The 12253-nt window shown below is 67.9% G+C and carries 12 protein-coding genes; 3 read left to right on the forward strand and 9 right to left on the reverse strand.

What is annotated here, in order from left to right; genetic code table 11:
- Positions 1-36: 36 nt before the first annotated feature.
- Both tpiA and C0R07_RS01700 read right to left on the reverse strand, forming a co-directional pair.
- Complete coding sequence (gene tpiA / locus C0R07_RS01695) at positions 37-792, reverse strand: triose-phosphate isomerase (protein ID WP_046273238.1); 756 nt, start codon at positions 790-792, stop codon at positions 37-39.
- A gap of 277 nt (positions 793-1069) precedes the next feature.
- Positions 1070-2005, reverse strand: coding sequence for an isopenicillin N synthase family dioxygenase (locus tag C0R07_RS01700; RefSeq protein ID WP_019182673.1), 936 nt, complete (start codon positions 2003-2005; stop codon positions 1070-1072).
- A gap of 392 nt (positions 2006-2397) precedes the next feature.
- Here C0R07_RS01700 and C0R07_RS01705 point away from each other — a divergent pair, with 392 nt between their 5' ends.
- Both C0R07_RS01705 and C0R07_RS01710 read left to right on the forward strand, forming a co-directional pair.
- Complete coding sequence (locus tag C0R07_RS01705) at positions 2398-3549, forward strand: glycosyltransferase family 4 protein (RefSeq protein ID WP_070425592.1); 1152 nt, start codon at positions 2398-2400, stop codon at positions 3547-3549.
- Positions 3536-4390: a polysaccharide deacetylase family protein gene (locus C0R07_RS01710; protein ID WP_102788059.1), complete on the forward strand. Its 855-nt coding sequence runs from the start codon at positions 3536-3538 to the stop codon at positions 4388-4390. Before C0R07_RS01705 ends, C0R07_RS01710 begins: the two co-directional genes overlap by 14 nt.
- Positions 4391-4462: 72 nt before the next feature.
- Here C0R07_RS01710 and glmM read toward each other — a convergent pair whose 3' ends face one another.
- From glmM to trpB, 5 genes are all read right to left on the reverse strand, one after another.
- Positions 4463-5815, reverse strand: a complete 1353-nt coding sequence (gene glmM / locus C0R07_RS01715; RefSeq protein ID WP_102788060.1) for a phosphoglucosamine mutase — start codon at positions 5813-5815, stop codon at positions 4463-4465.
- Positions 5815-6699: an acetyl-CoA carboxylase, carboxyltransferase subunit beta gene (gene accD / locus C0R07_RS01720; RefSeq protein ID WP_070470925.1), complete on the reverse strand. Its 885-nt coding sequence runs from the start codon at positions 6697-6699 to the stop codon at positions 5815-5817. The genes glmM and accD overlap by 1 nt, the downstream gene beginning before the upstream one ends.
- A gap of 138 nt (positions 6700-6837) precedes the next feature.
- Positions 6838-7650 carry a tryptophan synthase subunit alpha gene (gene trpA, locus C0R07_RS01725; protein ID WP_102788061.1) on the reverse strand — a complete coding sequence of 271 codons (813 nt, stop codon included), beginning with the start codon at positions 7648-7650 and terminating at the stop codon, positions 6838-6840.
- A gap of 1 nt (position 7651) precedes the next feature.
- A complete protein-coding gene (locus C0R07_RS01730) occupies positions 7652-8350 on the reverse strand; it encodes a hypothetical protein (RefSeq protein ID WP_102788062.1) in 699 nt (232 codons plus the stop codon).
- On the reverse strand, positions 8347-9573 hold the full coding sequence (trpB, locus tag C0R07_RS01735; RefSeq protein WP_019182666.1) for a tryptophan synthase subunit beta: 1227 nt from the start codon (positions 9571-9573) through the stop codon (positions 8347-8349). The genes C0R07_RS01730 and trpB overlap by 4 nt, the downstream gene beginning before the upstream one ends.
- 95 nt (positions 9574-9668) lie before the next feature.
- On the opposite strand from trpB, the gene C0R07_RS01740 reads away from it, so the two are divergent.
- Complete coding sequence (locus C0R07_RS01740; protein ID WP_019182665.1) at positions 9669-10559, forward strand: LysR family transcriptional regulator; 891 nt, start codon at positions 9669-9671, stop codon at positions 10557-10559.
- 140 nt (positions 10560-10699) lie between these two features.
- Here C0R07_RS01740 and C0R07_RS01745 read toward each other — a convergent pair whose 3' ends face one another.
- Together C0R07_RS01745 and truA are read right to left on the reverse strand one after the other, a co-directional pair.
- Positions 10700-11356: a phosphoribosylanthranilate isomerase gene (locus C0R07_RS01745; protein WP_019182664.1), complete on the reverse strand. Its 657-nt coding sequence runs from the start codon at positions 11354-11356 to the stop codon at positions 10700-10702.
- Entirely contained in the window at positions 11353-12126 is a 774-nt protein-coding gene (truA, locus tag C0R07_RS01750; protein WP_046273243.1) for a tRNA pseudouridine(38-40) synthase TruA, read from the reverse strand. The genes C0R07_RS01745 and truA overlap by 4 nt, the downstream gene beginning before the upstream one ends.
- Between the last annotated feature and the right edge of the window lie 127 nt (positions 12127-12253).

Here is a 12253-nt window from a genome sequence, read left to right on the forward strand (position 1 = left end):
ATGTCGTGCCGGCGGTTGGGCCGACAACGTAACTAATTAGCGCCCCGCCGCCGCGGCGGCGATGGCAAGGAAGTCCGCGGCCACCAGCGAGGCGCCGCCCACCAGCCCACCATCGACATCGGGCTGTGCGAACAGTTCCGCGGCGTTGTCGGGCTTCACGCTGCCGCCATAGAGGATCGACAGTGAATCCGCAATTCTAGCATCGAGCTTGGCCACTTCGCCACGGATGAACGCGTGGACCTGCTGGGCCTGCTCCTTGGAGGCGGTCCGGCCGGTGCCGATGGCCCAGACCGGCTCATAGGCGACCACGGCCTGCGCGAACCCTGCCGCCCCGACCAGATCCAGCACCGGGGCCAGCTGGGCGGCGATGACCGCCTCGGTCTGGTTGGCTTCGCGCTGCTCGAGCGTCTCACCGACGCACAGGATCGGGGTCAGGCCGGCGTGCAGGGCGGCGGCGAACTTGCGGGCGACCAGTTCGCTGCTTTCAGCGTGGTACTGCCGGCGCTCGGAGTGACCAACCAGGCCGTAGCGGGCCCCGACTTCGGCCAGCATGGTGGCCGAGACTTCACCGGTGTAGGCGCCCTTTTCATTGCTGCTGACATCCTGGGAGCCGAACGCGACGGCGCGGCCTTCGAAGGCTTCGACCAGCTCGCCCAGATACGGCAGCGGCGGCAGGACCACGACGTCGACGCCCTGCAGCGGGAGGTCGGCAACCAGGTCACTGACCAGGTCGGTGGCGAATTGGCGGCTGCCGTGCAGCTTCCAGTTACCGGCGACGATCTTGCGGCGCATGGCGGGGGCTCCTTTGGGTATCAGCCGGCCATGATAACGGATGCAACGAAATGGCGTTGGTGGGAAAACGCTTACATTTCAATTGGATATTTATTTTCCGCTGCCGACGAAAGGCAAGTGCAAGGGCGACAGCGGCGGCAGGGGCGCCCGGGCTGGGCGGGCGCAGGTGGGTTGGCGCGCATCGGAGTGCGTTGGAGCAAGCCGGCCAGCGGCCGGCACGACCCGGAATGAAGAAGGCCGCCTTTCGGCGGCCCTCGTCCTTGCCCCGGCAGATCGCTTACTTCAGCTTGATCTCGCGCAGGCGCTCTTCCAGGAAGCCGTGGGCGGTGATCGGCTCCGGGTAGCGGCTCGGGTTCTCCGGGGTGATGCAGGTCGGCAGCACGTCGATCAGGAAATCCGGGTTCGGGTGCAGGAAGAACGGCACCGAGTAGCGCGGCTGGCGCGCCTGCTCGCCCGGGGGATTGACCACGCGGTGGATCGTGGAGGGGTACACATGGTTGGTCAGGCGCTGCAGCATGTCGCCGATGTTGACCACGATGGTGTCCGCGTCGGAGGTGAACGGCACCCACTTGCCCTCGTGCGACTGCACTTCCAGGCCGGCCGCACTGGCGCCGACCAGCAGCGTGATGAAGTTGATGTCGCCATGGGCCCCGGCGCGCACGTTCGGGATGTTCTCCGCCGTGATCGGGGGGTAATGGATCGGGCGCAGGATCGAATTGCCGTTGTTGGTCTTGTCGGCGAAGAAGTCCTCCGGCAGGCCAATGTGCAGCGCCAGCGCCGACAGGACGCGCGAGCCCAGCTTGTCCAGCGCCTGGTAGATCCCGTAACCCCGCTCGCGGAAGCCCGGCACCTCGCTCGGCCACAGGTTCGGGGCCATCACCTCGCGGTACGGGGAGTCGTCCGGGATCTCCCGGCCGATGTGCCAGAACTCTTTCAGATCAAAGTGCTGCGAGCCCTTGGCGGTCTCCACGCCGAAGGCCGTGTAGCCGCGCGCGCCGCCACTGCCCGGCACGTGGTACTGGCGCTTGGTCTCTTCGGGCAGCGCGAAGAAGGCCTTGAAGACCTCGTAGGCGGCGTCGATGTCGGCCTGCGGGATGCCGTGGTTGCGGATGCCAGCAAAGCCCCATTCGCGATAGGCCGCACCCAGCTCAGCCACGAACGCATCGCGGTCGGTGTCGAAACGGGTGATGTCGAGGGTGGGGATCTGGCTCACAGCGATTCCTGCTTGTTCATGGTGGTCGGTGGGCCAGCTGTGGCCCGGCTGAACATTGTGCCAGATCGGGCCAACCCCGCCACTGATACATTGATACAAACCGATACAATGCGCGCGCCCAGACGGCCAGAACGGGCCAACGGTGACGCTGATGCGCCGCCCCCTTTACTCCTTGCCCCGCCCGCCTGATGGATGCCCTGCCCTCCCCCTCATCGCCGATGGCGTTGCGCCGGCTCACGCCGGCAGGGCCGATCCCGTGGCCGATGAGCACGCACGACCTCCCACCCACGGCACCGCACAGCGCATGGGATGCGCTGGCGCGATTCCGCAGGCAATGACGACGACCGCCCACGCCTGCCGCGGGCGCGTTTCCACACATGGACTGTCCACCGATGAACGCTCCACTGAAAATTCTCCATACCGAGGCTGCCAAGGGATTTGGCGGGCAGGAGATCTACATCTACCGCCACATGCTGGCCATGCGCGATCGCGGCCATGACGTCTCGCTGCTGTGCCAGCCCGGCGCGCGGCTGGGCGAGATGGCACGCGAAGCCGGCTTCACCGTGCACGCGCTCAGGATGGGCGGCCTGCTGCGCATGCTGCGCGGCATCTGGTCGGTCTCGCGCCTGGTACGTCGCCATGGCTATGACGTGGTCAACACCACCAGCCGCCGGGACAGCCTGATTGCCGCCGCCGGCGCCCGCCTGGGCGGCACGCCGCTGGTGGTGCGTTCGCGCCACCTGATGAGCCCGATCAACTCGCTGCTGACCTACACCGGCCTGCCCCACCGGGTGATGACCGTGAGCAGCTTCGTCAAAAAACTGATGGTCAGCCGCGGCATCGACGATGCGCGCGTGGGAATCGTCCCGCCGATCGCGGTGCCGCCGCAGTGGTCGCAGATCGCCAAGCGCGACCCGTGGCAGTGCCTGCAGGACACCCGCGCCGACGTGCGCGCCGAACTGGGCTTCAGCGACGAGCAGATCGTGGTCGGTTGTGTCGCAGTGCTGCGCGAACCCAAGGGCCACCTGGAGCTGCTCAAGGCGATGGCGCCACTTTGCCAGGCCAACCCGCGCGTGCAGCTGGTGATCGTCGGTGATGGCCAGCCGGTGATGGATCGCCTGATCGCCCTGCGCGAGCAGTTCGGCATCGCCGCGCAGGTGCACCTGCTGGGTTACCGCCAGGGCGCTTGCCGGTTGATGGCCGGCTTCGATATCTTCGCGCTGGCCACCCACAAGGAAGCGGCCGGCACGGTGTTCCTCGAGGCGGCCTACGTCGGCGTGCCGATCGTGGCCACGCGCGTGGGCGGCGTGCCGGAGATGGTGGTGGAAGGCAGCAATGCCCTGCTCGCGCCGCTGGGCGACCAGGCCGCGCTGACCAACGCACTGCGTACCCTGATCGAACAGCCCGACCGCCGCCAGCAGATGGGCCTGGCGGGCTGGGAATGGATGCGCAGCGCGCACCGATTCACCCCGACCGGTCACACTGAAGCGACCGAACACTATTACCACCAGTGGTTGAAGGAACTGGGCCATGGCCAACGCTAGATCCGTCCCGGTGCTGATGCACCACCATGTCTCCCCGTCCCCGGGGATGATCACGGTCTCGCCGGAAAACTTCGAAAGCCAGATCGCCTGGCTGGCGGCCAATGGCTGGACCTCGCTGACGCTGGACCAGTACGCGGATTTCCTCGCGGGCAAGCCGACGCCGGCCAGGTCGATCGTGATCACCTTCGATGACGGTTACCTGGACAACTGGGTGTACGCGCATCCGATCCTGGCCAAGTACGGCATGCACGCGGTCGTGTTCGTGGTGACCGGCTGGATGGGCGAAGGCGATGTCCGCCCGCATGCGGGCCAGCCCGGCGCCACCCTGCCCGCGACACCGGACCATCGCGGCTGCGAGGAGGCGATCCTGCGCGACAACCGCCCGGACGAGGTGATGATGCGCTGGAGCGAGGCGCGCGCGATGATCGCCGCCGGCACCTTCGAAGTACATTGCCACACGCACACGCACACCCGCTGGCTCAGGCAGGCGATCTCCCGCGAGCACAAGCGCCAGGGCATCGCCGGCGACCTGTCGGTGGCGCGCGACGTCCTGCAGCAGCAGCTGGGCGAGGTCTCGGACACCCTGTGCTGGCCGTACGGCGACTTCGACGAGGACTATGTGCAGATCGCGCGGGCGCACGGCTTCAAGTACCTGCATACCACCCATCCGTTCGGCCGCAACGTGGTCGGTGGCGATCCAGAACACATCTACCGCTTCGCGATCCGCAACCGCCCGGCGAGCTGGCTGCGCAAGCGCATCGCCTACAGTTACCACCCGCTGATCGCGCCGCTGTTCAACCGCTTCAAGGCGAAGAAAAAGAAGATGGTGCCGGGGCCGTAACGCGCTACCCCGCCGCAACGAAAACGCCCCGGTTTCCCGGGGCGTTTCCAGTTTCCGGCCTCGCTGCCCGGCTCAGGCCGCGGCCGCCGCCTTCACCGCCGCCGAGAGGCTGTCCAGCGTGGACTGCATCAACTCGGCGCTGTCGGCCTCGACGGTGACACGCACCACCGGCTCGGTGCCCGAGGGCCGCAGGAACGCGCGGCCGCGCCCCTTCACTGCCTGCTGTGCAGCCAGCAGCGCAGCCTGCACGCTCTCGGCCTGTACGGTGGCCTTGGCCGCACCCTGCAGGCGGACGTTGACGGTCTTCTGCGGCACCTTGTTGAGTACCGACAGCACCTGGCGCAGCGAGGTGCTGTCACGGCGCAGCACTTCCAGGACCTGCAGCGCACTGACGATCGCATCACCGGTGGTGGCGCGGTCCAGGCACAGCAGATGGCCGGACGCTTCGCCGCCGAGCACACCGTTGTTTTCGACCAGCGCCTGATGCACGTACCGGTCACCGACATTGCTGCGCTGGAACGGGATGTTCAGCCGTTCCAGCGCCTGCTCCAGGCCGAAGTTGGTCATCAACGTACCGACCACCGGGCCATGCAGGCGACCGCTGCGCTGCCAGGCCTGGGCCAGCACGAACAGCAGGTCATCGCCATCGACCGGATTGCCCTGGTCATCGGCCATCAGCACGCGATCGCCATCACCGTCGAAGGCGATGCCGAAATCAGCGCCGACTTCGCGCACTTTCGCGGCCAGATTGTCGATGTGCATCGAGCCGACGCCATCGTTGATGTTCAGCCCGTTGGGTGCATCCCCGATGCTGACCACCTGCGCGCCCATCTCGCGGAACAGCAGCGGGGCGACGTGGTAGGTGGCACCGTGCGCGCAGTCGAGCACGATTTTCAGCCCACGCAGATCGAACCCGCGCGGCACGCTGGCCTTGCAGAATTCGATGTAGCGGCCGACCGCATCCCGCGCGCGCATGGCCTTGCCCAGCCGCTCGGACTCGACCGTGGTGAACGGCGCATCGAGCGCGGCTTCCAGCGCCAGCTCGGTGGCGTCATCGAGCTTCTCGCCATCGGCGGAGAAGAACTTGATGCCGTTGTCGTAGTGCGGATTGTGCGAGGCGCTGATGACGATGCCCGCATCCGCACCGAGGGTGCGGGTGAGGAAGGCCACCGCCGGCGTCGGCATCGGGCCGAGCAGCTGCACATCGGCGCCGGCGGCGACCAGCCCGGCTTCCAGTGCGGCTTCGAACATGTAGCCGGAGATACGGGTGTCCTTGCCGATCACCACCACCGGGCGGTGCCCGTTGCGCTCGGTCAGCGCACGCCCGAGCGCATTGCCCAGGCGCAGTACGAAATCGGCGGAGATGACGCCCTCACCGACCTTGCCGCGGATGCCATCGGTGCCGAAATACTTGCGCGACGCCATCAGGCCGCCGCATCCGGTGCCGGTGCGGGCTGACGCGCCAGCATGGCCAGGAGCTCCGACAGGCGGTCGCGCATCTCGCGGCGGTCGCAGATCTGATCGATCGCACCGTGCTCGAGCAGGAACTCCGAGCGCTGGAACCCTTCCGGCAGCTTTTCGCGCACGGTCTGCTCGATCACGCGCGGGCCGGCGAAGCCGATCAGTGCCTGCGGCTCGGCGATGTTGATATCGCCCAGCATCGCGAACGAAGCCGACACGCCACCGGTGGTCGGATGGGTCAGCACCGAGATGTACGGCAGGCCGGCATCGCGCAGGCGACCCAGCGCGGCCGAGGTCTTGGCCATCTGCATCAGCGAGAACAGGCCTTCCTGCATGCGCGCGCCGCCACTGGCGGAGAAGCACACGTAGGGCGCACCGATCTCCAGCGCCTTTTCCGCGGCCAGCGAGAAACGCTCACCGACCACCGAGCCCATCGAGCCGCCCATGAAGGCGAAATCGAACGCCGAGGCGACCAGCGGGCGGCCCTTCATCAGGCCCTGCATGGCGATCAGGGCGTCGTACTCACCGGTGTTCTTCTGCGAGGCCTTGATGCGCTCGCTGTACTTCTTCTGGTCCTTGAACTTGAGCAGGTCCGTCGGCCCCAGGCGCGCACCGATCTCGGTGGTGCTGTCCGCATCGAACAACGCGGCCAGGCGCGCACGCGCGCGGATGGCCATGTGGTGGCCACACTTGGGGCAGACTTCCAGGTTCTCTTCCAGCTCAGGACGGTAGAGCGCGCTGCCGCAGCTGCTGCACTTCTCCCACAGGCCCTCGGGGACGCTGCGCTTCTTGCTGGGGACGTTGTCGGTGCGGATGCCAGACGGCATCAACTTGCTGAGCCAACTCATGCGGGATGCTACTTCCGTTCAGGGCGGCCCGGGGGCCGCAAAGGCGGACAGTCTAGCTCACCGTTTCCATGCTCGGGCACCCCCCGGCGGTTGCCGGGGGGCTGACGTAAACCATTCTGGTACGTACGTTTGCGTGCTTCAGGCGGCGTCGAGAGCGCGTCGCAGCGGCGTGAGGAATGCCTGCGCGGTCCGTGCTGCGCCCGCGGCATCGGGCGCCTCGCCCAATGCGGCCACCAGCGCACTGCCCACCACCACGCCATCGGCCTCCACGGCCATGGCCGCCGCACTGGCCGCATCCTTGATCCCGAAGCCGGCCACCACCGGCACGCTGGAGCGGCTGCGCAGGTCGCGCAGGCGGGCACTGGCGGCGCTGCTGTCCAGGCGTTCGGATGCGCCGGTCACACCGGCAAAGCTGACGTAGTAGAGGTAGCCTTCGGCCATCGCGGACAAGGTATCCAGACGAGCGTCGGCCGTGGTCGGCGAGGCCAGCAGGATCAGCGCCAGACCGGCCGCGGTGAAGATCTCACGGGTTTCGGCGGCTTCTTCCGGCGGCAGGTCGACCAGCAGGATGCCGTCCACGCCCGCGGCGATCGCCGACTGCGCGAAGCGGGCCGTGCCATGGATCTCGATCGGGTTGAGATAGCCCATCAGCACCACCGGGGTGGTGGCATCGTCCCGCCGGAAGGCTGCGACCGTTTCCAGCACGTAGCGCAGCCCTGCCCCGCGGCCCAGCGCGCGCTCGGAGCTGCGCTGGATGGTGGGGCCGTCGGCCATCGGGTCGGAGAACGGCACCCCCAGTTCGATCACGTCCGCACCGGCAGCCGCCAGGGCGTGCATCACCGGCACGGTGGCGTCCAGGCCAGGGTCACCAGCGGTGATGAAGGGAATCAGCGCCTTGCGAACTTCATCGCGCAGGCGGGCAAAACAGGCATCGATACGGTCCACGGACATCTCAGGCACATCCTTCAATCAGTTCAACGGCGCCACTGGCGCCCCAGTACAGCTTCGATATCACCCCGTCGAAGATCTCCAGCCGGATCGCCAGATCCGAGCCGGGGTCCTGCCAGGTCAGGTATTCGCCCGTTTCCGGGTCATAGGCATGCGGTGCGCGCGTACTTCCCGGCGGCAAGCGCTTGAGCGCTTCATCCAGCGTCATGCCCAGGCGCAGCCCGAACGGCCCCGGCTGGGTGATGGCCTCGTAGGAATCCTCGATCGGGGCCAGTTCAAAGCGCTGCACGTGATCGTCCTCGACCATCATCGACACGCCCTCGGGCAGGTTGCCCCGCTCGTAGTACTCGCAGGCACCGCTCGGCTCGCCCTCGCTCAGCCCGGCCGAATGCCAGGGGCCATCGGCGGCGAGCTCGGTGAAGCGCTGCCCGATCAGCACATCGCCTGCATGATCCAGCGCGACCGAGACCACCGAAGGGGCGGCCTCGTCAGCCACGGTGGCCTCCGCCGTGGCAGGCGGCGCCGGCTCGTCCTCGATCGGGCGATTGGCGATGTCATCGTCATTGCTGGCCCGTTGCCGCGCCGGTGCGACCGCACCGACCGCTGCGGCAGGTGCCGGCAGCACCGGCGGATCCGGCGGCGTGCATCCGGTCAGGCCGACCACCATCAGCAGCGCACTTCCCTGGCGCAGCAGCGGATTCACAGCACCAGACCCTCGCGCGCAGCGATGGTGTGTACATCCTTGTCGCCGCGGCCGGACAGGTTGCACAGCACCAGCTTGTCGCGCGGCAGCTCGCGGGCGATCTTGATCGCCTGCGCCACCGCATGGCTGGATTCCAGCGCTGCCAGGATGCCTTCGCTGTGCGCCAGCTGGTGGAACGCGGCCAGCGCTTCGTCATCGGTGATGCCCACGTACTCGGCGCGCCCGGCATCGGCCAGGAAGGCGTGCTCCGGGCCGACGCCCGGGTAGTCGAGGCCAGCCGAGACCGAATGGGTTTCGGTGATCTGGCCGTCGTCATCGCAGATCACATAGGTGCGGTTGCCATGCAGCACGCCCGGGCGGCCGGCCGCGATGGAGGCGGCATGACGGCCGGTCTCGATGCCATCGCCGGCCGCTTCGGCGCCGACGATGCGCACGTCGCGATCGTTGAGGAACGCGTGGAACAGGCCGATCGCATTGCTGCCGCCACCGACGCAGGCGGTGATCGCGTCGGGCAGGCGGCCGTAATCGGTGAGCATCTGCGCGCGCGCTTCGCGGCCGACGATCGCGTTGAAATCGCGCACCATGCGGGGATACGGATCCGGGCCGGCCACTGTGCCGATGATGTAGAAGGTGTCGCGCACGTTGGTGACCCAGTCGCGCATGGCTTCGTTGAGAGCATCCTTGAGGGTGGCCGAGCCGGAGGTGACCGGTACGACGGTCGCGCCGAGCAGCTTCATGCGGTAAACGTTGATCTTCTGCCGCTCGATGTCGGTGGCGCCCATGTAGACCACGCATTCCAGGCCCAGGCGTGCGGCTACGGTGGCACTGGCCACGCCATGCTGGCCTGCGCCGGTCTCGGCGATGATGCGTTTCTTGCCCATCCGCGCGGCGAGCAGCGCCTGGCCGATGGTGTTGTTGATCTTGTGCGCGCCGGTGTGGTTGAGGTCCTCGCGCTTGAGCAGGATCTGCGCACCGCCGACCTGCTGGCTCAGGCGCTCGGCATGGTAGATCGGGCTGGGACGGCCCACGTAGTGGGTCAGGTCCTTGTCATAGGCGGCGATGAAGGCCGGATCGCGACGTGCCTGGTCATAGGCGGCGGCCAGCTCCTGCAACGGCCCGATCAGGGTCTCGGCGACGAAACTTCCGCCATAGCGGCCGAAATGGCCGTTGGCATCGGGGTAGGCGTGGAAATCGACGATGGGGGAAGTGGGGGAAGCGGACATAGCGCGACAGCCGGTGGAGACAGGCTGCCAATCTAACGCACCTGTCATGACAGGAATATCGATAATATCTGTCGCGACCTGTCAGGAAAACTCACATGACCGACGGACCGTTGCCCCCGCTCAATGCGCTGCGCAGCTTCGAGGCGGCCGCCCGCCTGGGCGGGGTCGGCCGGGCGGCCGACGCCTTGCATGTCACCCATGGCGCGATCAGCCGCCAGTTGCGTCTGCTCGAAGAGTACCTGGGCGTTGCGTTGTTCCAGCGGGAAGGCCGTGGGCTGCGCCTGACCCGCGCCGGCAAGGACCTGCAGGCCGCCTGCGAAGGCGCCTTCGAACAGATCCGCGAGGCGGTCGTGGCGCTCAAGCGCCAACAGCGGCCCGAAGCGCTGGTGCTCGGCTGCAGTGGCAGCATCCTGGCGCGCTGGATGATTCCGCGCCTGCAGGCGCTGCAGAGCGCCCTGCCCCAGCTGCCGTTGCACTGGTCTGCCCAGGACGGCAGCTTCACCAGCGAACAGCAGGGCCTGGATGCGGTCCTGCTGCTGGCCCAGCCACCGTGGCCGCGTGGATGGCAGGTGCGGGAACTGGCCCCCGAGCGCGTGGGCGTGGTGATCAGCCCCCACCACCCAGCGGCGGCACGGTTGCGCCATCAGCCGCCGGCAGCGTTGCTGGCCGAGCCCCTGCTGCATACCACCTCGCGCCCGCAGGCATGGCCGGCATGGGCGCTGTCGCATGGGCTGGACCCGGCGCAGCTGCAGCTGGGCAGCGGCTTCGAGCATCTGTACTACCTGCTGGAAGCGGCGGTCGCGGGCCTTGGCGTGGCGATCGCGCCGGAGCCGCTGGTCGCCGATGACCTGGCCGCAGGTCGGTTGCTGGCACCGTGGGGATTCGGCGCGACCGGCGGGTTCTGGGTTCTGGCGACCCCGGAGGGCGCGGCGGACCCCCGGGTGGATGCGCTGGCGGACTGGCTCACGGCGCAGCTGGCGGGATGAGCGCGCCAGGATCAACGGTCGTGGCCAGCCGGACGGCGGCAGATTCATCAGGTTGCCGGCCAGCGGCCGGCACTACCGCGCAGCGGGCGGAATGACGCCGCCACGACCAACGGTCGTGGCCTACGCGTGGGGCCTGCGGATCAATCCGCTTCGTGGCAATCGGCGCGACGCACTTCTTCCACGAACTTGCGCATCTTGTAGCCGTCCTTGATGCCCGGCTCGGACTCGATGCCGCTGGAGACATCCACGCCCCATGGCAGGGTCGCCACGATCGCATCGAAGACGTTGTCCGGGGTGATTCCCCCGGCCAGCAGGAACGGCCGGTGCAGACCGGTCGGCAGGCGGGTCCAGTCGAAGGCCACGCCGGTTCCGCCGCCGCCGCCGGGAGCGTGGCTGTCGAACAGGAACCCGGCCGCGCTGGGGTATCGCAGCTGCAGCTGACGGGCGTTGACCTCATCCTTGCCGCCCATCGCCACGGCCTTCAGGTAGGGCATGTTGAAGCTGCGGCAGAACGACTCGTCTTCGTCCCCGTGGAACTGCAGCAGAGTCGGCCGGACGGTACGCAGTACCTCGCGCACCTCTTCCTTGCTGTTGTCGCGGAACAAGGCCACCACATCCACCATCGGCGCGATCGCCTGGCGCATCGCGCGCGCTTCGGCCGGGGCGACCCGGCGCTTGCTCTCGCGGGCGAAGATGAAGCCGACCGCGTCCACGCCGAGCTCGCCGGCCAGGCGCACATCACCGGCACGGGTCATGCCGCAGAACTTGATACGGGTGCGGTAGAAGGAGCGGCTCATAAGGTGACCTCGGCAGGCAGCTGCCAGTTGTCGGGGTACAGGGGACCAACGAAGACCAATCCCTGCGGCGGAGCGGTCGGGCCGGCGACGGTACGGTCGCGCCCGGCCAGCAACTGCTCCATCCACGAGACCGGTTGCTCACCACAACCGACCAGAATCAGTGAACCGACGATATTGCGCACCATGTGATGAAGGAATGCATTGGCCTGAACGGCGACCTCCACCACCTCGCCCTGGCGGGTCACCGAGAGCGACTGCATGTTCCGGCGCGCGTGCAGGGCCTCGCACTGCACGCTGCGGAAGGCACTGAAGTCGTTCTCGCCCAGCAGGGCCTGCCCTGCCGCATGCATCAGCCCGGCATCCAGCGGCCGGCGCTCCCAGCTCAAGGTCTGCCGATACAGCGCCGGGCGGACCTGGCGATTGAGCAGGCGATAGCGGTAGCGGCGCGCGCGCGCGGCGAAGCGCGCATGGAACTCATCGGCCACCGGAACGCACCAGCGCACGGCGATCGAACGCGGCAGGCGGGTGGTGGTGCCCAGCATCCAGCTGCGCGGATCGCGCACGACATCGGTATCGAAATGCACGACCTGGCATTCGCCGTGGACGCCGGCATCGGTACGCCCGGCACACACGACCTGGATCGGCGCATTGGCCACCGAGGACAGCGCTTCCTGCAGGCTGGCCTGCACGCTCGGGCAGCCGCTCTCACCGAGCTGCTGCCAGCCTTTGAATTCGCTGCCGTCGTATTCCACGCCCAGTGCGTAGCGCATGGTGAACCTCTGTGTTTTGGGGGACCGGCGCAGGCGCCGGGTGGTGCATCAGGCAGCGTCGCGCTCGGACCACACAGCCGGTTCGCTGGAAGCGAACGCGACGTGCTCCAGCGGGCGTGCGCGGGTT

Source organism: Stenotrophomonas bentonitica (assembly GCF_002887735.1).
GTDB lineage: Bacteria > Pseudomonadota > Gammaproteobacteria > Xanthomonadales > Xanthomonadaceae > Stenotrophomonas > Stenotrophomonas bentonitica_A.